This window comes from Idiomarina piscisalsi, from assembly GCF_002211765.1.
Taxonomy (GTDB): Bacteria; Pseudomonadota; Gammaproteobacteria; order Enterobacterales; family Alteromonadaceae; genus Idiomarina; species Idiomarina piscisalsi_A.
The window spans coordinates 112,430-132,237 of record NZ_CP022133.1; the positions used below are offsets into that span (position 1 = coordinate 112,430).

Annotated in this window: 19 protein-coding genes; 12 read left to right on the forward strand and 7 right to left on the reverse strand. The window is 48.3% G+C overall.

Features of this window, described 5'->3' with window-relative positions; translation table 11 throughout:
* Window positions 1-43: 43 nt before the first annotated feature.
* Complete coding sequence (locus CEW91_RS00500) at window positions 44-520, forward strand: nucleoside deaminase (RefSeq protein WP_232506993.1); 477 nt, start codon at window positions 44-46, stop codon at window positions 518-520.
* 73 nt (window positions 521-593) lie between these two features.
* Window positions 594-1,250, forward strand: coding sequence for an epoxyqueuosine reductase QueH (locus CEW91_RS00505; RefSeq protein ID WP_088767182.1), 657 nt, complete (start codon window positions 594-596; stop codon window positions 1,248-1,250).
* 64 nt (window positions 1,251-1,314) lie between these two features.
* Here CEW91_RS00505 and CEW91_RS00510 read toward each other — a convergent pair whose 3' ends face one another.
* The 3 genes from CEW91_RS00510 to CEW91_RS00520 form a co-directional block, all read right to left on the reverse strand.
* Entirely contained in the window at window positions 1,315-3,441 is a 2,127-nt protein-coding gene (locus tag CEW91_RS00510; protein ID WP_088767183.1) for a TonB-dependent siderophore receptor, read from the reverse strand.
* 70 nt (window positions 3,442-3,511) lie between these two features.
* Window positions 3,512-3,982 (reverse strand): hypothetical protein, encoded by a 471-nt coding sequence (locus CEW91_RS00515; protein WP_088767184.1) that lies wholly within the window; start codon window positions 3,980-3,982, stop codon window positions 3,512-3,514.
* Window positions 3,982-5,127 carry a PepSY-associated TM helix domain-containing protein gene (locus tag CEW91_RS00520; protein ID WP_088767185.1) on the reverse strand — a complete coding sequence of 382 codons (1,146 nt, stop codon included), beginning with the start codon at window positions 5,125-5,127 and terminating at the stop codon, window positions 3,982-3,984. The genes CEW91_RS00515 and CEW91_RS00520 overlap by 1 nt, the downstream gene beginning before the upstream one ends.
* Window positions 5,128-5,240: 113 nt before the next feature.
* Here CEW91_RS00520 and CEW91_RS00525 point away from each other — a divergent pair, with 113 nt between their 5' ends.
* The 5 genes from CEW91_RS00525 (at window position 5,241) to CEW91_RS00545 (ending at window position 10,964) form a co-directional block, all read left to right on the forward strand.
* The gene (locus tag CEW91_RS00525; RefSeq protein ID WP_088767186.1) at window positions 5,241-7,382 is read left to right on the forward strand and encodes a TonB-dependent siderophore receptor; all 2,142 of its coding nucleotides are present in this window, start codon (window positions 5,241-5,243) and stop codon (window positions 7,380-7,382) included.
* Window positions 7,383-7,500: 118 nt separating this feature from the next.
* Window positions 7,501-8,397, forward strand: coding sequence for a citrulline utilization hydrolase CtlX (ctlX, locus tag CEW91_RS00530; protein WP_088767187.1), 897 nt, complete (start codon window positions 7,501-7,503; stop codon window positions 8,395-8,397).
* Between the two features lie 248 nt (window positions 8,398-8,645).
* The gene (locus tag CEW91_RS00535; RefSeq protein ID WP_053953437.1) at window positions 8,646-8,855 is read left to right on the forward strand and encodes a cold-shock protein; all 210 of its coding nucleotides are present in this window, start codon (window positions 8,646-8,648) and stop codon (window positions 8,853-8,855) included.
* A gap of 138 nt (window positions 8,856-8,993) precedes the next feature.
* Window positions 8,994-9,827, forward strand: a complete 834-nt coding sequence (locus tag CEW91_RS00540; RefSeq protein WP_088767188.1) for a putative RNA methyltransferase — start codon at window positions 8,994-8,996, stop codon at window positions 9,825-9,827.
* Between the two features lie 3 nt (window positions 9,828-9,830).
* On the forward strand, window positions 9,831-10,964 hold the full coding sequence (locus tag CEW91_RS00545; RefSeq protein ID WP_088767189.1) for a GNAT family N-acetyltransferase: 1,134 nt from the start codon (window positions 9,831-9,833) through the stop codon (window positions 10,962-10,964).
* Here CEW91_RS00545 and CEW91_RS00550 read toward each other — a convergent pair.
* Entirely contained in the window at window positions 10,961-12,736 is a 1,776-nt protein-coding gene (locus CEW91_RS00550) for an SLC13 family permease (protein ID WP_088767190.1), read from the reverse strand. The two genes, CEW91_RS00545 and CEW91_RS00550, sit on opposite strands and share 4 nt — an antisense overlap.
* 94 nt (window positions 12,737-12,830) lie before the next feature.
* Between CEW91_RS00550 and CEW91_RS00555 the strand changes: the two genes are divergently transcribed.
* On the forward strand, window positions 12,831-13,856 hold the full coding sequence (locus CEW91_RS00555) for a Vgb family protein (protein ID WP_088767191.1): 1,026 nt from the start codon (window positions 12,831-12,833) through the stop codon (window positions 13,854-13,856).
* On the opposite strand, the gene CEW91_RS00560 is transcribed toward CEW91_RS00555, so the two are convergent.
* Window positions 13,857-14,687, reverse strand: a complete 831-nt coding sequence (locus CEW91_RS00560) for a DUF4198 domain-containing protein (RefSeq protein WP_088767192.1) — start codon at window positions 14,685-14,687, stop codon at window positions 13,857-13,859.
* 2 nt (window positions 14,688-14,689) lie between these two features.
* Window positions 14,690-15,760 carry a PepSY-associated TM helix domain-containing protein gene (locus CEW91_RS00565; protein ID WP_088767193.1) on the reverse strand — a complete coding sequence of 357 codons (1,071 nt, stop codon included), beginning with the start codon at window positions 15,758-15,760 and terminating at the stop codon, window positions 14,690-14,692.
* Window positions 15,761-15,935: 175 nt separating this feature from the next.
* Between CEW91_RS00565 and CEW91_RS00570 the strand changes: the two genes are divergently transcribed.
* Complete coding sequence (locus CEW91_RS00570; RefSeq protein WP_088767194.1) at window positions 15,936-16,718, forward strand: ferredoxin--NADP reductase; 783 nt, start codon at window positions 15,936-15,938, stop codon at window positions 16,716-16,718.
* 74 nt (window positions 16,719-16,792) lie between these two features.
* Complete coding sequence (locus tag CEW91_RS00575) at window positions 16,793-17,314, forward strand: uracil-DNA glycosylase family protein (protein ID WP_420038566.1); 522 nt, start codon at window positions 16,793-16,795, stop codon at window positions 17,312-17,314.
* On the opposite strand, the gene CEW91_RS00580 is transcribed toward CEW91_RS00575, so the two are convergent.
* A complete protein-coding gene (locus CEW91_RS00580; protein ID WP_088767196.1) occupies window positions 17,315-17,776 on the reverse strand; it encodes a methyltransferase family protein in 462 nt (153 codons plus the stop codon).
* A 30-nt stretch (window positions 17,777-17,806) separates the two neighbouring features.
* Between CEW91_RS00580 and CEW91_RS00585 the strand changes: the two genes are divergently transcribed.
* Both CEW91_RS00585 and CEW91_RS00590 read left to right on the forward strand, forming a co-directional pair.
* On the forward strand, window positions 17,807-18,346 hold the full coding sequence (locus CEW91_RS00585) for a DUF1415 domain-containing protein (protein ID WP_088767197.1): 540 nt from the start codon (window positions 17,807-17,809) through the stop codon (window positions 18,344-18,346).
* Window positions 18,347-18,406: 60 nt separating this feature from the next.
* The gene (locus CEW91_RS00590; RefSeq protein WP_088767198.1) at window positions 18,407-19,795 is read left to right on the forward strand and encodes a sensor domain-containing diguanylate cyclase; all 1,389 of its coding nucleotides are present in this window, start codon (window positions 18,407-18,409) and stop codon (window positions 19,793-19,795) included.
* Window positions 19,796-19,808: the final 13 nt, after the last annotated feature.

Genomic DNA, 19,808 nt, shown 5'->3' on the forward strand with positions numbered 1-19,808 from the left:
GACACATGAGTCGGTTTTTTAACCGGGTGTGGAGGAGGTAGCGTTGGCTGAAATAAATCAATATTTAATGCGCTGCATTGAGTTAGCAGAAGAGGCCTTGGCTGCGGGAGATGCCCCTTTTGGTTCGGTATTAGTCGATTCTGAAGGAGCGATATTAAAAGAAGACCGCAATAGAGTGAATACGGTTGATAAAACCTACCACCCTGAAATTGAGCTGGCGCGTTGGGCGGCGAAAAACCTCACTTTGGAACAGCGCCGGAACACAACCATGTACACATCAGGGGAGCACTGCCCGATGTGCTCTGCAGCACATGGCTGGGCGGAGCTGGGGAAAGTCGTTTACATCCACTCCACTGAACAACTGACAAAATGGCATAACGAGTTTGGTATTAATGGCTCTCGTGTCAGTCAGCTGCCTATTCAGCAAGTTGCGCCAGAGGTTATGGTTGAGGGGCCGGTTGATAACCTAGTGCCTATTATGTACGAACTACATAAGGCACATGTAGAAAAGAGTGCCTAACTAACGGTAGCCTGGTTTTTGCGTTCATTCATTTCCGCTATACTCTGCTTAAATTCAGTAGCGCAGCCAAGTTATGTCCAAGAAAAAACAAGAGTCGATTGTACTAGAAACCCCAACAGGGTCTGATCACGTTTTACTCCACTCCTGCTGTGCGCCATGCTCGGGTGAAGTCATGGAGCGTATGGCTGAGGCGGGCATCAAGTTCACGATTTTCTTCTATAACCCGAATATTCACCCGGAAAAAGAGTATTTGCTGCGTAAAGAAGAAAACATTCGGTTTGCCGAAAAACTGGGTGTGGATTTTATCGATTGTGACTACGACACCAAAAACTGGTTTGAGCGAGTGAAAGGTCTCGAGTGGGAGCCCGAACGTGGTGAGCGCTGCACGGTTTGTTTTGATATGCGCTTTGAGCGCACAGCCTTATACGCACATGAAAACGGCTTTGACACCATTACCAGCTGTTTAGGCATTTCACGCTGGAAAAACATGCAGCAAATAAATGACTGTGGTCAGCGTGCGGTTGCGCGTTATCCCGGATTGCATTACTGGACGTTTAACTGGCGTAAAAAAGGCGGCTCTGCCCGTATGGTGGAAATTGCCAAGCGTGAACGTTTTTATCAGCAGGAGTATTGTGGTTGTGTTTATTCGCTTCGCGATACCAACCGCTGGCGCCTGCAGAACGGGCGCGATCGCATTAAAATTGGTGTGGAGTATTATACTGCCGATTAAAAAAAGCCCCAGACGCTGGGAAGAGAGACGTCCGGGGCCACACGTGAAAGCGTTAATTTATGCTTTAGAAGTTGTAACGGAAATTCGCCATAATTGTGCGCTGTTGACCGTAAAAGCAGTCACCGCGAGCGAGACATGACGTTAAGACCGTTTTGTCGGTTAGGTTATCAACATCGAGACTGAAACTATAATTATCCCACTCGTAGCCAATCATGGCGTCGAATAAGGTATAGCTCGGTGTTTCTAAAAAGATGTTCTCGCCGTTATAACTTACGTAGCCGTCAGACGTATTGCCGACGTAACGAACACCTGCACCGACTTTAAAACCACCCCAACTTTCCGGGCGATAAGTAGCCCAAACTGACGCTTGTTGGTCAGGAGTTGCTGACAATGCTTTACCGACTTCCGACGGGTTATTACTCTTACTAATTACCGCATCCGTGTAGGCATAGCTTGCGTATACATCCATAGAGTCCCAGGCTAACTGAGCTTCAAGTTCTACCCCTTCAATTTCGACTTCGCCAACTTGGACTTGGCCGTTAGGGTTCGGCGCGTCGGGGTCGTTAACTTGTGTCGTGCGGTTCTCCTCAGTGATCTGGTAAGCCGATAAGGTAATTAAATGCTCGGTTCCTTGAGGCTGGTATTTTACACCCGCTTCCCATTGTTTACCCTCTAACGGGACATAAGCGTTATCGTAAGCATCACGGCCGATGAGCGGTGAGAAGGATTCACTATAACTCAAGTATGGCGATACTCCGCCGTCCATTAAGTACATAGCGCCAAGGCGGCCGGTCGTCGCATATTGATCGGTAGCCGATCCTCCTTCAGGGTTCGTTGTAGCACGATCCCTGCGTAGCGCTGCGGAGACTAACCACTTATCCGCGATACGCATATTATCTTGTGCATAAAAGCCAAGTTGATAGGTCGTTGTCGAAGGAAGGTCTGTAACGTCTGCTTCTGTCGGCAGACCAGTGGCTTGACCGTACTCTGGAGCGTACAAATCAAGGGGATTCATTGCACCGTAAGCATAGTCGTTATCGGTGTAAGCATCCTGGAAGTCTAAACCGAAGACCAAGTCATGCTCTACTGCACCTGTGATCAGAGAGCCATGCAACTGAACGTCCGTTGTCCAAGCGTTTGCGTCGGCTCGAGATAAGTAAGACACACGGTTAACGGTGCGGTTGTCTTCGGCAAAAACAGGCGGCCAACCGTACATTGTATTGTAGTCAGCGTGACTGTCACTGTATCTGCTGGCAAAACGAAGGTGCCAATTCAGATTAATGTCGTGTTCAACAATAGCGGTTAACGCGTCCTGCTCAGTATCGTACTTATCGAACCCTGGTTCTGACACAAATGTTGAGCTGTCGATTTGACCAAACTCGTTAGAGAACAGGGTGCCTTGCCATGGAAAAAACTGGGTGCTGGAGCCCGATTCATTTCTTTGGATATTTCCAATGAATGTGATTTTCGTATCTGCTGACGCATGCCAGCTTAGAGATGGGTTCAAAACCAGGCTGTTATCGGGGACGTAATCAGTTTGTGTATCACTGTCCCTGTATAAACCGATAAAGCGCCCCGTTAGGGAAGCGTCTTGGTTTAAAGCCCCGGTTATGTCGCCCGCGACTTGTTTGCGGGAATAATTACCAAGCTGAGCCCAAAACTCACCCTGAGTTTCGGCCTGAGGACGTTTGCTGACTAAATTAATGATACCGCCAGTTGAGCCTTGACCGTACAAGACAGAACTTGGCCCTTTAAGAATTTCAATTTGGCCAAGTGAATAAGGATTCACGCGTACGTTATTGTAGTAACCAAACAGCGACTTCAGGCCGTCTAAGTATTGGACTGGAGCGACACCTCTGACTTGAGCCCAATCGCCACGAGTATCGACGCCGTATGGACCATTGTATAGACCGGCAACATACCCGATGGCATCTTGAACCGTTACCGCTCCTAAATCTTCGATACGTGCTTCTGTTAATACAGACACGGATAGAGGTGTTTCAATGATGGGAGTGTCAGACTTTGAACCGGTCGCACTAACGTATGAAATCAAACCTCGAGAGCTGACCTCGATGGTTTCCATCATTTCTTCTTTTTCTTTTTTCGTCTGTTGTGGCTCTTCAGCAAAAGCTGGAGTAGTGGTTAAAGCGGTCAAAACGCTGACCGCTAATAGAGACTTCTGGATTTTCATAATTCCCCTCAAAATCACAAGCGTTTATGTCGAGGTGGATCCTAAATGAAAACAATTCGTATTTAAAGTTTTATTTTAACCAATTCTCGGGAAGTTCCCACGAGGCCTTGTGAACACTCCCGTCCCAGGTCTGCAAAGTGACCCAAACGCGGTGTTCAGATTCATATTTTTGTGGTGCAATAGCGTGCACATGCTGCAGTAATTCGCTGCCATGCAAAATGCCGACGTCGTCACTTTCAAGTGTGTCTAAAGGGACGGGCTCTTCACCAATATTCACATACCCCTGACGAATGTCGCTAACCTGACCTTCATTGATATACGCAGAAAAATCTTTCACCCAGTCTTCGTGATGGGCGTACGGCGCCTCGTTATTTAACGGCTGTATGGCAACTTCAAAAGGCCCTACCGACTTTTCCTCCCAGACGTCCGGGAATTCCGGCGGTTGGAGTTGCTCGTACAAAAAGTAAAAAGGCAGAATGAGAATTAAGCCACTCAACTTAAATTTATTACGATTCCAAAATGTATTCTTACGGCGCGCCATTAATTTGCTCCCTCACTTTGCAGAGACTCTCGCAGTGGTGTCTTTTTCTCTTTTGCGGCTTTAACGGTGCGAGATCCCCAAATTAAGAAACCCGTAATCGACATGGCGGACAGTATCAGCCCGAAAATGAACCAAATGGCTTTAGTCCAAATACCACCAATAGTCCCGTAGTGAAGTGGGTCAACAATATGCTGAATGGTCTGTAATGCACCCATGGTCTCGGGTGTCGTTTCGCTCGCTATCTCGCCGGTCCATGGGTTTATGTTGACGCGGTAAGAGTAGTCATCGAAGAACACGGTGTCGCCACCGCCCATAATTTTGAACATGTCGCGATTATGCTCCGGCATCATAATGTAGCTTGGGCGGAACTCAGGGAAGCGTGCTTCCGTTGTTTTCATAGCGTCAGCAAAGGTCACTGGTGGGTCAGCTTTCTCGCCAAGTGGTATGTCAGAAGCTTCCACTAACGGCGGATGCGCTTCAATATCTATGTCGGCGTGCCACATAACCTGCTGAGTAAAGTACCAGAGGCCGGTCAGGCTCATGACAATAAGGAACCAAATTGACCAAACTCCGCCGTGTTTGTGCAAGTCGGTTAGCAGTGTTTTTTTACCTTGTTTCGCGCGGATCTTCGGTTGTGTATAAGCGCGCCAAAAGCGCTTATAAATAACCAAACCGGTGACCAAAGCGCCAATCATTACAAATGACATGGCGGAAACCAGGTAATAACCCACGCTGTAGCTGCTTTGCCATGGGAATAACAACCAACCGTGCAATGAACGCATGAAGTTAATAAAGGTAATGCCTTGGTTGACTTCCTGAATTTCGCCGGTGTATTGGTTTACGTAAGCAATGCCCGACGGAATGGTCTCGGTCGAGAAAATAACGGCATTAATGAGGTAAGGCTCAAAGGTCATGACCGTTGTAATGTTGGCTGACGGATAAGCGTTTTGCACCGTCGCAACTAACTCAGAAATAGGTTGGGCGGCTAGGTTATTCGGGTTAACCGCGCGCGCATTTTCGTTAAATAGCCAGGTTAACTCGTGGCTGAACACTGCTATCGTTCCCGTAATACAGATAAAACAAAACAGTATCCAGATGGGTAGCGAGCACCATCCGTGCAGTTTGAACCATTGCCTTTGCGTCATTTTTTCTACTCTCTAAAAAACTTTCCGCAAATGATATTGCTAATAGGAACGATTATCAAATACAATTACAAAAAGTAATAGTTCTCATTTGTGGTTTAGGGGTGGATTTTCAAATGAATCAGTTTTCAAAAAGTTCTTTAGCGTTAGCCATTGCGTCAATCATGCTTTCATCGGCTGCTATTGCGCAGGAAAATGACAGTGCAGAGTCGGAAAAATCAGAAGGCCAACAGAAAGAAAAGATTTTTGAGCATATTAAGGTAACCGGCAGTCCGCTGGATCGTGCGACAACAGCCACAGGGTTGCCACTCACGTTGCGTCAGACGCCTCAGTCTATTTCGGTGATTGATCGCGAATTCATTGATGGCTTCGCATTAGACACGGTAGCCGATGTTATGCAGTTTGCACCAGGTATTCAGGCACAACAGGCTGAAACGGATCGCTTCTTCTTCCGCTCACGCGGTCGTGACGTGACGAACTTCCAGTTCGACGGCGTACCCATTGCGTACAATAGTTTCTTTAGTGAAGCCTTGGCGGACTCAGTCGTTTTTGAGCGGGTGGAAATTGTGCGTGGTGCTACCGGTCTGTTAACCGGCGCGGGTGAACCTTCTGCAGCCATTAACCTGATTCGTAAGCGTCCTAAATATGAAGACGGCGGCTATGCGAGTGTGGGTGTCGGTTCATGGAGTAATTATCGCTTTGAGGCTGACCATTCTCAAACATTGACGGAAGACGGCAATGTGAAAGCACGAGTGGCAATGGCCTATGAAGAAGGCGAAAGCTACGTCGACCTGTCGGAAAAAGAAAATGCGCAAATTTACGCGGTAGTAACCGCTGATTTAACGACCCAAACTCGTTTGACGGTAGGTGCTGATTACAGCGAACGTAACCCGAAAGGCAGCATGTGGGGTGCATTGCCACTGTTTTATGCTGACGGTACTCAAGCCGATGATTTGCCGGTAAGTACGACAACCGCATCACCATGGAATAAGTGGGACAGAGAAAGCACGAATGCTTTTGTGCAACTTGAGCACGCCTTCGATAACGGCTGGGATATTCAAATGGATGTTGAACGCCGTGAAGGTGAGATGGATGGGTATCTATTATACTTCTCAGGGTTTCCGAATAAAGAAACTGGAGAAGGCTTAAGCGCCTCGCCAAACCATTATGTTTCAGACAGAGAGCAAACCTCATTTCGTGTGTTAGCTTCGGGGCCGTTTGAGCTACTTGGTCGCGAGCACCAGTTAACGGCAGGTGCTCTTTATGCTGAGCAGGATGTTAACGCCACGTCTTACGGTATTACCGATACCATTATTATTCCTAGCCTGTTCGACTGGGGGAATGGTGTTCCGCGTCCAAACTTTAGCGATACACCCTCGTACAGTACGTTGGAGTCTCATACTCAGGAAGGTATTTACGCGGCGGCTCAGTTGAGTTTAACGGACGAATTTACTGCAATTATTGGTAACCGCTTAACCAACTACGACTCGCTGTCTGAGTCACCTTGGGCAACCAGCGACTACGAGAACTCAAGCGTCAATACGCCGTATCTCGGCCTTGTTTACGATGTTACCGACATTATCTCTACGTACGCCAGCTACACCGAAATTTTCCAGCCCCAAAATGCATTTAATGCGGATGGAGAGTTGATTGGTCCAATTGAAGGGTCTAACTCAGAGCTTGGTATTAAAGGTGACTTCTTTAATGAAGCGCTTTCTGCCAGCTTTGCTGTTTATAAAGTCAAAGAAGATAACTTAGCCATCAATGATCCGGATAACACGGACCCGCTGCCAGGTACGACCGTTTTTCCGTCTATTGGTGTGGATGGGGCAGAAAGCGAAGGTTATGAGCTAGAGCTTAACGGTAAGCCAACGGATACTGTGAATATTTTCTTCAGTTATACGCATAACGAATCGACTGATCGCGACGGTTCAGATTACGCGCCATACCTGCCGGAAGATATGATGAAAGCCAGTGTGCTTTACACGGCTACTAATGCGCTTAAGCTTGGTGTTAATGCGAACTGGCAAAGTGAGGTATCTAACCCGGGTATTGGTCCTAATGGTGAAACCTTTACTCAGGACAGTTATACAGTGGTAAACGCCATGGCGAATTACAACTTAGGTAAAAACCTCGAGCTAAGCCTGAACGTCAACAACCTGTTCGATGAGAAGTATTATTCAAGTATCGACTTTTACGACCAAGGGTTTTTCGGCGCAGAGCGCAACGTTGAGCTGAGCCTTAAATACGCCTGGTAAATTAACTGGGTAATTACAGAAAGGGCAGTGCAACAACACTGCCCTTTTCTTTTGCCCGTTGCTAAGCCCCCTGCAACTTGCTATAAATGCGCGCAAATTCTGCAACGCTTTAAATCTCATGAGCCAGTCGTCCGATACCGTTGTTATGGTGCGCCCGTATCACTTTGCGTCGAACCCGGAAACCATGGGTGACAATGCCTTTCAGTCGCTGGCGAAAGACGGGGTTGATATCGCTGAGGCGGCTTATAACGAAGTGACTGAAGCGGTCGGTAAGCTGCGTGAACATGGCGTTCAGGTGCACTTATTTGAAGATGAAACCACAGCAACGCCCGACTCGGTTTTCCCCAATAACTGGTTCAGCACCCATGCCTCTGGCGAACTGATTTTATACCCGATGTATTGTGAAAACCGTCGCAAAGAACGTCGCCCGGATATTATTGAGTTTCTTTGCAGTCAATATGGTTACCACGAACTTATTGATTGTAGCGCGCAGGAAAATGACGGTGTTTTTCTGGAAGGCACAGGCTCAATTGTGTTCGACCATGAACATAAGCTTGCTTACGCTGCCCGCTCTAAGCGTATGCATGAAAGCGCATTGAAAGCGCTTTGCCAAAAACTGGGTTACGAACCTGTGGCGTTTGACGCCACCAGCCGAGGTGGCAAGCCAGTGTACCATACCAATGTGCTGATGGCCGTTGGCAGTGACTTTGTCATGGCGTCTGTTGATATGATTCGCGATGATAAGGAACGGCGCCAGTTTGTGGATACGGTGGCGAGAAGTCGTAAAACTCTGGTCGAACTGACAGAAGAGCAAATTGAACACTTTGCCGGCAATACTCTGGAGTTAACGGTAAATGGCAGCAATTTATTAGCCATTTCCTCAACAGCCTATAACACTTTAAGCACTGATCAGGTACAAGTACTGGAACAGTGGGTGACATTAGTGCCCATTAACGTGCCTACCATTGAGCTAGGCGGCGGCTCAATTCGTTGTATGCTGGCGCAGGTTTTCTAAGCCGATTTTACTATAAGTTAGCTTTATAAAATAAATTGAAAATATTCTTTGACATTATAATAAATGAGCGTACAGTGGACGGCGTTGGATAAGAAACAGTTAGTTAAACACTCCTCTACGTAACATTATTAGAAGTAATCGTCTCGTCCTGTAGTTTTAAGTTTCACATTTTTTACCCCGCACGATCATCGGCGTCGAGATTGTCTCGGTCCGGTACTTATATATTTTTAAAATTTCAGGATATTATTATGTCTAATACAGTAAACGGTGTTGTTAAGTGGTTTAACGAAGCAAAAGGTTTTGGTTTTATCGAGCAGCAAGGTGGCGCAGACGTATTTGCTCACTTTAGCGCGATTGTAAGCGACGGTTTCAAAACCTTAGCTGAAGGCCAACGCGTTTCTTTCTCAGTGACCCAAGGCCCGAAAGGCCCTCAAGCTGAGAACATTCAAGCGCTATAACTCCTTGCGAGTAGAGCCCTTGAAGTCGCTTTAAGCGAACCAAATTTAAGAAGCAGCCTACGGGCTGCTTTTTTTGTGCCTGAATTTTGTCACGAAACCCCGTAAACTTAAGTTTTAAAATTGATAAGAGCTTCCGCCGTGATACAGCCGTTTGACCAACTCATTTGCCCTCTGGACAAGCAACCTTTGCAACTGAACGAGCGCACCTGGTGCTGTGAAAACGGGCATAGCTATGACGTGGCAAAACAGGGCTACGTGAACTTGCTGCCGGTCCAGAATAAACGCTCGAAAGACCCCGGTGACAGCAAAGCGATGGTACAGGCAAGGCGGGAATACTTGAGTAAAGGTTGCTACCAGCCGCTTGCGCAGGCATTAGCTGATACAGTGTTAGCAATGGGCTCACAGGCTTTACTCGATGCGGGTTGCGGTGAAGGGTATTACTTGCGCTATCTTGTTGAACAGGCCGAGCAAACAGAGACAGAGTTAAGTGTGGCCGCTCTGGATATTTCAAAATGGGCGGTACAGGCAGCAGCAAAGCAGGATAAGCGGTTGAGCTGGATGGTGGCATCGAATAACGCGATTCCGCTGGCAGACAATAGTGTCGATACCATTTTGTGCGTATTTGGTTTCCCGGTAGAAGCTGAGTTTAAGCGGGTTTTAAAACCGGGTGGGCGATTGATTATGGTTGATCCGGCGGTGAACCATCTAACGGAGCTAAAAGCCATAATTTACCCTGAGCTAAAGAACAAAAGTGAGACGTTGCCGATAACCGACCCAGATTATGAACTGACTTCAGAACAACGTGTTAACTTTCAGGTTGAACTGGATAATAACGACTCCATTAAAAACCTCCTGACTATGACGCCTCACCTCTACCGCGCTAGTAAAGAAGGCAGGGAGCGAGCAGAAAGCTTACAAAGCTTGACCATAACGGTCGACGCCTGGGTACGAACTTTTAGAGTAAGCACATAGCTCATGCGCGCCGTTGTTCACTCAACAATAACGTCAATACCTAAGGCGGACTGGAACCGGTTGTTCAGCAGTGGCTATCCGTTTGCGCAATATGATTTCCTGCTGGCGCTTGAGCAGGGCGGTAGTCTTGGGCTGCAGCGAGGCTGGTTGCCTCAATACGTTGCGGTACATGATAATAGCGACACACTGGTTGCCATGATGCCGTGGTTTAAAAAGACCCATTCCTATGGTGAGTATTTGTTCGACTGGGCGTTCGCTGAGGCCTTTGACCGTTACGGTTTTCAGTACTACCCCAAGCTGATTAACGCCATACCTTTTACTCCGTGTCAGGGACCTCGCCTGGCGACCGCTAAGGGCGTTAATGCCGCTGATGTTCTGCCGGTTATTGAATCTGCGCTGATGCAGGAGCACGATGTCAGCAACTTACAATGTCTGTACATTGAACCGAATGTAAGCGAGGCACTGGCAGAAGAGGGTTGGTGGCAGCGCTTTGATATTCAGTTTCTCTGGCAAAACCGAGGTTATGACTCCTTTGACGACTTTCTAGGGGCTTTGGTGTCACGCAAGCGTAAGTCCATACGCAAAGAGCGGCAAAAGGTGTCAGAGCAAAGGGTCGAGATGCGAACCTTGCCGGGCAACGAGCTGACCGCAGATTTCTGGCATCAGTTCATTGTGTTTTATCAGCGTACTTACTTAAAGCGTTCGGGCCATGGCGGCTATTTAACACCAGCGACATTTCAGCTCTGGGGTGAGTTATTGGCGGAATATATTGTTGTGTTTGCAGCTTACCGAAACGACGAAATGCTGGCGGCGTCATTGTGCTTTAAAAGTGACAACACGCTTTACGGGCGCTACTGGGGCTGTCAGGAAGAGCTTGAGTTTTTGCATTTTGAAGCCTGTTATTATCAGGGTATTGAATACTGCATCAACCATAACCTTGACTACTTTGACGCCGGAGCCCAGGGGGAACATAAGCTGCATAGAGGCTTTGAACCGGTATTGCGTGAAGGTTTTTATCGGTTTATGCCGTCTCCTCTTAACGACGCCATTGAGCAGTACTGTCAGGATGAGCGCGCTGCACTAAACGAACACATAAAAACATTACGAGCTTATCTGCCTTATAAAAATTGCGATTAATACAACGGCCAAACCAGCAGAATCATGACCAAAGCAACCGCGGTAACAACCAGCGATAGCGGCAAGCCTAACCGCCAATAATCACTGAAGTTATAACCGCCCGGCCCCATGACCAGAATATTCGACTGGTGCCCAATGGGTGTTAAAAATGGCACAGCAGCGCCAATGGCAACCGCCATTAAAAACGGATCCATACTGGCACCGAAACTACCGGCCATGCTGATACCGATAGGTGCCATAAGCACCGCGGCAGCAGCGTTATTAACGATATTCGACAGCAGCATGGTAACAACCAGCAATAAACCAACGGCCACAAACTCTGGCGCACCGGAGCTGATATAGAGCACACCGTTGGCAATGGTGTCAGCGGCACCGCTGCGCTCTAATGCTGAACCCAGCGGTATGGTTGCGCCAAGCAGCACAATAATAGGCCAGTCGATAGCATCGTATAGCTCGCGCAGGGGCAGAATATTGGTAATCACCATAAGCCCCGCTGCCAGTGCGAAGGCAACCGGTACAGAGAGTAATCCCAGAGCCGCCGATAAAATCGTTGCGGCAAAGATACCCAGTGGCAACGCCAGCTTTTTGGACGATCCGATACGCAAGCTGCGTTGCGCAAGCGGAAAACACCCAAAGCGCTGAAATACATCGGTCAGTGTCTCTGCATCGCCCTGCAATAACAGAACGTCGCCTGGCTTGAAGCGAATATTACCTAAAGCCGTACCGAGTTTTTGGCCTTCCCGCGCGACCCCAAGCACATTGATACCGTAGCGGCTGCGCAGTTTAATATCCGCCGCAGAGCGACCAATAAGCCGTGAGTCGTGACCAACGATACCTTCAATAACGGTAATATCGTCTGATTTCAAAAAGCGTTCATCAATTTTTTCTTCGGCGTTGAGTTCTAAACCGGTTCCGTCAATCACCTGTTGAATGGTTTCAGCGTTGGCTTCGACAATTAACACGTCTTCGGCTCTGAGTCTTAAATACCGAGCCGGTGCCGACCATCGCTTTTCACCGCGCTGCAATGCCACAATAACAAAGTCGTCTTCGGTGCGGTTCTCCAACTCGTAGAGTGTTTCGCCGATAAAGTCGGACTCTTTTGGGACATACAATTCGGTGAGGTAACTGCTGACATCATAAAGCGATGCCGATTTGGATTTCCCGCTTTTCTCTGGAACCAGCCAATGGCTTAGAAACCACATAAACAATAGGCCGGCAACGGCAATACCTAAGCCCACAGGGGTAAACTCGAAAATACCAAAAGACTCGCCCATGGCTTCGCGCCGTATATCCGAAATAATAATATTGGGCGGTGTACCGACCATGGTTATGGTTCCACCGAGTAGCGAACCAAACGCCATTGGCATGAGCAGTTTAGAAGGGTTATTGCCGCTGGCACGGGCCAGTTGCAGTGCGACGGGAATCATTATGGCCATGGTGCCGGTATTACTGATAAACGCTGAACAGACGGTCGTGACAGATGTGAGCGCTATCATTTGAATCCAACGTTTGTCGCCAACTTTTTTCATGCCGGCCGCAAGAGCATCGACAACACCGGAGCGCCATAGCGCATGACTTATAATAAGAACGGCGGCGACGGTAATAACCGCAGCATTGCCGAAACCGCTGAAAACCTCAGCCGCCGGAACTAGACCCAGAACGGCGGCCGACACAAGCGCCATCATGGCAACGAGGTCATAACGCCATTTATCAATGACAAATAAAGCCAGCATTGCCAGCAAGATAATACCAATAAGCCATTGATCCAGCATACAAAGCCCGTCGTTTACTATTTATACAGTGAACATTGCATAAGATACGATCGGGTGCAATATTTAGATGATGACCTAATCAGGAGGCATAACGATGAAGTACCTTAGTTTAGCAAGTGCAGTAGTCGTTGGCCTGGCGGGATTAAGCAGTGCGCCGGCAAACAGTGATGATCATAAAGAAACTGGATTGGCAAACGCTGACATCCGGGAATGGCAGGTGCCGTGGGAGGACTCCCGGCCGCGTGACCCTTGGGTACATGACGGTATTGTCTGGTTTGTTGGTCAGGGAAGCCACTACGCAGCAACCTTTAATCCGGAAACAGAAGAATTCAAACGCTACGACTTGCCTGATGGCGCGGGACCTCACACGGTTATCGTCGACGACAGGGGCGCCTGGTATGCGGGTAACTTGAAAGAGCATATTGGCCTTATTGACCCGGGTACCGGTGATATTAAGCAATTTGAATTACCCGGCAGTGGGCCAAAAGACAGTCACACCATGGACTTTACTGCGGCGGGTGATATTTGGTTTACCGTTCAGGGCGGTAATCAAATCGGCTTTTTAGAGACGACTGGCGGCGAAATGATGCTGTGGGAGGTACCGACAGACTCTGCAAGGCCTTATGGCCTCATTGTTGAAAATGACCGACCCTGGGCAACGCTATTCGGGACGAATAAGCTGGCCACCATTGAAAATGGCAATTTAAAAGAGTTTGAACTGAAGCGGGAAAAATCGCGTCCTCGTCGTTTGGGTATGACCGATGACGGCACGATTTGGTATGTCGATTATAACCAGGGATACGTCGGTAGCTACGACCCGGTAACGGGCGACAACAAAGACTGGCGAGCACCGGCGGCAGGGAATTCACGTCCTTATGGCATGGCAGTCGACAAGCGCAATGATGTTTGGTTTGTGGAAACCGGTGTGCAGCCGAATCGTTTAGTGGGCTTTGACACAGCAACACACGAGTTTTCTGAGCCTATTGAATTAGAGAGTGGCGGCGGTACCGTTCGTCATATGTTTTATGACGAAAACACCGACTCCATTTGGTTCGGCACCGACGCCAATACACTGGGCGTGGTCCGCCTAAGCGAACCACCGGTCGTCACCGCCGATTAATTACATCGGCAACACTTCCAAAACGGCGACATAAGAGCCCTGGCGTTTGGTCGCTGGGGCTTTCCCGTTATTGTCTGAGTATTCAGCTTCCAGCCAATACATGCCGGCGTCGTCAACAGAAAACGTTACTTCGCCTTTTGCGTTGGTTTTAAGCTTGGTTGGCTCAGAGCGATCACGATACCGTTCACCGCCCTTCACCAAGACCAGCTCAGTACCTGCAGCGGCTTTGCCGTCCATAGTGAATTTAAAGGTAATATTTTCACCGGTGTATAAGTCATTAGGGTGGGTCACTGGTTCGAGTTCTAAGCCGTTGCCCGTCGGTCCTAACGTGTCATAAGTCGGAGCGCCTGATGTCACAAATGTCTCAACGCGATGTGAGCGTTCACTGACTTCTAAATCTTTGGCATCTTGCGGAACTTCTTTATAAAAATCGTCATTGGTTTTCTGTGAACCACGCGGCGGCCAGTATTGGCGTTCGCCATTGTCGTCTACCCAGCGGGCAGATAACCCTGAGCTCGCTGAGTACACGGTGTAAGTGCCTTCCTTTTCTAGCTCAACATCAAACACTGAGCGTAGTTTGCCTTTGTACCCGTTCTCTAATGTTACCGCAGAGCCATCCGGCGCCATCGCTTCCACTCGGTCTAAGCTCAATGGATAGTGGTCGGGGTAAAAAATGCCATTCGCTATAGCTGCGTCAAAGGTGACCCATTCAGAGTCGCCGGAGACAACGGTAGCACTTGGTTTAATCCATACACGGTGTGCTTCACTGCTGGCGCTGGCGAACAGTGTTAGTACGGCAAGACTTGTCGTTATTACAGAAGATAATTTCATGCTTAAGGCTCCAGTTTTAGGGACACACGGCCGAGTTCGTGCTCGCCGCTGTCTGTTATGGATATTGGGTGGTTAAGAGGTAAAGACAATGGCAGGCGCAGCATTTCACGCCCGCCAAGCTCACGAGCTGCTTCTACGTATAGGTAGTATTTACCTTCATTTAGCTCGGGTAATTGATTCAGCATGGGAGTTAAGTCGACCCGTTGAACACCGGGACGGCGGGTTGCACCAGACACGCCGTCTATAGGCATATCGGTCATGCGTCCACTGCGGCGCCACCATTGACGCATGTCTTTCAGCCACTTTTCCCCTTCGTTATTTTCAAGGTTTACGTCATACCACACGGCAATATCGACAACACGCTGATGACGCTCGTTGGCTAGCCAAACGGCAACATAAGGTACGTGATATTCGGCAACAGACAGACGTGGAATTTCCACAGTGAGTTCATTTTCAGCGGCATGAGCCGAACCAATAACGGCGAAAAATGGAATGATGAATCCGGCCAGGACCAGTGGCCAGGTTGATTTGCGGCCCTTACTGTATTTTTTCAAAAGCAATAACCCCGTAATAGTGAAAACAATGCTCGCGATAGCAAAAGCATCAATAAATAAACTCCATAAGAACCCGGTATTCCGCGCCTTGTGCAGATCATTAAAATAGGCAATCCACCCGCGATCAGTACTTTCGGAATAAAAAGCACCGCTGGCTAAATCGACACTGAACCAGCTGTCCCCGCCAGGTCGGGGCATGGCGACGTACACTTCGTAGTCACTCCACTCTATTTGGGCATTTGAACTGATGCTGTTATGTGTCTTTGCTTCGTACCAGCGATGAAAGGAAGTTGGCAGAACGTCATTCCCTGACGCATTCACTAACCGTTCCAAGTCCTTTTGAGGGAGAGACCCTTCGTAACGTTCGATGCTCGGTGCAGACTCTATCCACCCTGCATGATTCAACGTAATACCTGTGACAGAGAACAGCAGCATACCAATAAGGCAAACCGCTGAGCTTATCCAGTGCCAGTCTTTGAGTGACCAACCTCGCTTTTTTGATCTGTTTCTGCGCGCCATAATCTACTGCTGTTAAAATTGGCTGAGGCCAATGTTTTTAATTGATGTTTTACGAATATGGCGTTAGTCTATATGAAAATCATTCTTATTCGCAATTTAGAAATAGTGAACTGATTTTTCAGTTTTTAAGCGCATAGCGTTACTTTTGCCGTAATCTGCAGGAGCAGGAGTTTTCATGAGAAGTACTATTGCCGAGACCGTGACTCAGGTACGTCACTGGAATGACACTTTATTCAGTTTTAGAACCACCCGTAAGCCCAGTTTCACCTTTGAAAACGGTCAGTTTGTGATGATGGGTCTGCAATTGGAAGACAAGCCGCTGTTAAGAGCCTACTCAATTGCCAGTGCTAACTACGAAGAAGAATTGGAGTTTTTCAGCATAAAAGTACCTGATGGCGCGCTAACGTCGCGGCTGCAGCACATTCAGGTGGGCGATGAAGTGGTGTTGTCGACGCGCCCTACCGGAACCCTTGTTCCGGGACATTTGTTACCGGGTAAGAACCTGTACTTGCTGAGCACAGGCACCGGGTTGGCGCCATTCATGAGTGTCATTAAAGATCCGGATATCTACGAGCAATACGACAAGGTGATTCTCGTGCACGGCGTACGTTATGTCTCTGAGTTAGCCTACCAAAAAGAAATCGGTGAAGACTTACCCAATAACGAGTTTTTTGGTGATTGGGTAAAAGAAAAGCTGATTTACTATCCAACGGTAACGCGTGAACCATTTAGGGATGAAGCGCATCAGCAGCGCATTACTGATTTGCTGACCTCCGGCACCTTGACGCGCACCATTGGCATGCCCGATTTGAACCCGGCGCATGACCGTTTTATGCTGTGCGGTAATGACGCTATGCTGCAGGACTTAATGGCGATATTGAACGAGCGTGGCTTTACAAAGGCAACGTCGCGTAAGCAAGGCGATTACGTTATTGAGCAAGCATTTATTGAGAAATAACCAATGAGGTAACCATGAGCTCCTGGCAAAACTTGCTGACCGAGGTTCGTCAATGCACGCTATGCGAACCGGAATTGCCAATGGGAGCTCGACCGGTTGTTCAGTTACATCCCAACGCCAAAATTTTAGTCGCCGGTCAGGCCCCTGGCCGACGGGTTCATGCCTCCGGTAAACCGTTCGATGACCCCAGTGGTGACCGTCTTCGTCAGTGGATGGGCGTTGATAAATCGACGTTTTATGACGCTGAAAAGCTGGCTATTATTCCTATGGGGTTGTGTTACCCGGGCACCGGCAAGTCCGGCGACTTACCGCCACGCCCCGAATGTGCTCCGGCGTGGCGGCACAAGCTCCTTGAGCAGTTACCGAATTTAGAACTGACGTTAGCCGTTGGGCAGTACGCCCAAAGTTGGCATATTGACGAACCAAAACAGACGCTTACTGAGCGAGTAAAAAACTGGGAGCATTATTGGCCTGACGTCTTGCCGTTGCCGCACCCCAGCCCACGTAATAACTTGTGGTTGAAGCGTAACCTCTGGTTTGAAGACACCATTATTCCGACGTTGCAGAAGCGCATTGCCGAATTGCTCAGCGCCTGACTACCACCAGCGACCGGTCTCCCGGCAATAACTTTTGTACGCTTCGCCAAAGGCATTGATAAGAGCGCGCTCTTCAGGCTGAATCTGGAACTTACTCATGTACGCAACATAAAGCACCAAGCCCCATAGCGAAAACACGCTGCCTAAAAATACACCCCAAGCCATAAGCACAAAGAAAAAGCCAAGGTACATTGGGTTTCGGGTGCGCTGATAAATTCCCGTTGTGACCAATTCGGTACTTTTGTTCGGGTCTCGCGGGTCGACCGTGGTTTTTGCCCGGCGAAAGCTCATAACGCCTAGTAAAGGCAGTAAGACACCTAATACTAATAAGAAAATTGCCGCAGCACGCTGGCCAACATAGAAAGCATTAAACTCTGCGGTATAATGCGCTGTTAACCACATCAGTCCTGCCACAATGGCAACAACAATGACGGGCGGAACTTTGAGTTCTAAAAACTTCATAGAAAGAAGCGTCCTTTTGGTGATACGAAAATGACGACTGAAACTTCTACAATTATTGAGCAAACCGAGCGCTGGGTGCAACAGCTCATTGTGAAATACAATATTTGTCCATTCGCCCGCCGCGAAGTTGAGCGCAAACGTGTTCGCTACGTTGTTGCGGAACAACCGGACATGGCTTCGGTATTACAGCAATTACTGTTTGAAGCGAAACACTTAGACGAAACCGCTGATACTGAGACCACACTTTTTATGATCCCTCAGGGCTTTGAAGGCTTCCATGGCTTTTTAGAGTTGGTCGACATGGCTGACTCGCTGCTTATAGAGGAAGGCTATGAAGGTATTTATCAATTAGCGCATTTTCACCCTGATTACTGTTTTGATGGGGAACCCCAGGACGACCCGGCGAACTATACCAACCGCTCTCCATTTCCGACGTTGCATTTATTAAGGGAAGCGAGCTTAGAGAAAGCGATTGAGCAGCATGACGACCCCGAGTCGATACCTGAGCGTAATATTGAGTTTTGCCGGCGTAAGGGTGCTGAGTTTTTTGTAAAGATTTTAAACGGTTAGCTTGGGCTGACGAATTGAATGGCGTAGGCTATGCTTTAGTTATAAACAAAGGTGATTGTCATGCCAGAGCGTCAGCTGTCGAATAAAATTCTGGAAAAGTTACCCACGATGGTCGCGTTCATCGATGAAAAGCGGCGCTATCGTTACGTCAATAAAGCTTATTGCCAGTTCTTCAGCCTGAAAAAAGCCGACATTCTGGGTCGGTTCGTATCCGACGTTCTTGACGATGAGTCTTACGCGCGTGTCAAAACCCGACACGATAAAGTCTTTAAAACCGGTAAGGTTAACTCGTTTTCCGAAACGGTGAAGTTCAGAGACGGCCGCAAGTGCTTTTTGGATGTACGGTATCTACCTGAACTGAATGACGAAAATAAGCCGATCGGCTTGTATGTGGTTATTGAAGACGTGACCGAATACTACGCGTCAGTTGATTTGATGCGCACCATTCACGAGATTATTCACAAACGAGGTCGGCGTATTGATCCCGCTTCTATTGATGAACTTTTGAAGTTTGGTGTGGAATATCTGGACGTTGATATTGGCACCGCAAGTTCAATCATTGACGGCGTATACACCATTGAGTGGATACAGACGGCAAAGTTAGAGTTCGATGCGGGTACTCAACTTCCTCTGGATACGACCTATTGCTCTGTTGTCCTAAAGGAAAATGAATTAGTACATACTAATGAAGCCGGCAAAGATGCGCGCTTTAAAGATCATAAATCTTTCCTGACGTACGGGCTTCAGTCTTATATCGGTACGCCGCTGGTTATTAACGATGTTGTTTGGGGCGTGTTAGGGTTTGCGCGTAAAACCGCTCGCCGGGAAGCTTTCAGCGAACTGGAAATAGAAATGGTGCGTATGATGGGCACCGCTGTGGAGACGGTTATAGCGGAGCAGGCCGTACGGCATGATCTGATACGACAACGTGACGATATGGCAGCCATCGCATACACGGACTCGCTCACTGGATTGAAAAACCGCTCGGCAGGCATGCAAATGCTTGAGCAAGGGCTGGCAACCCATTACAAGGACAGTTGTTGCGTGGTCGCAGTTATCGACTTTGACCACTTTAAGTCAATTAATGACACCTACGGCCACGACATTGGGGACCGGGTGCTCATTGCTGGCGCTAACGCCATGAATGACAGCTTAAGGGGTAGCGACACGGTGATTCGGGTGGGCGGTGAAGAGTTTATGATTATTTTACCTCACACCGATAAAGAAAATGCTTCAACGGTACTTGAGCGCGTACGAGAAGCCGTGGAGACAACGGTTGTCACGCTGGAATCAGGCGACGTCATTAATCCCACTGTCAGCATTGGCGCTACCGCCAGTGAAACGAATGACGACGTGTCGAGTATTTACCGCCGCGCCGACCAAGCGCTCTATAAAGCCAAGCATGCGGGGAGAAACTGCATTGTTTGGTCAGACAATGCAGTGAGTTAAGCCAAACGGTTCT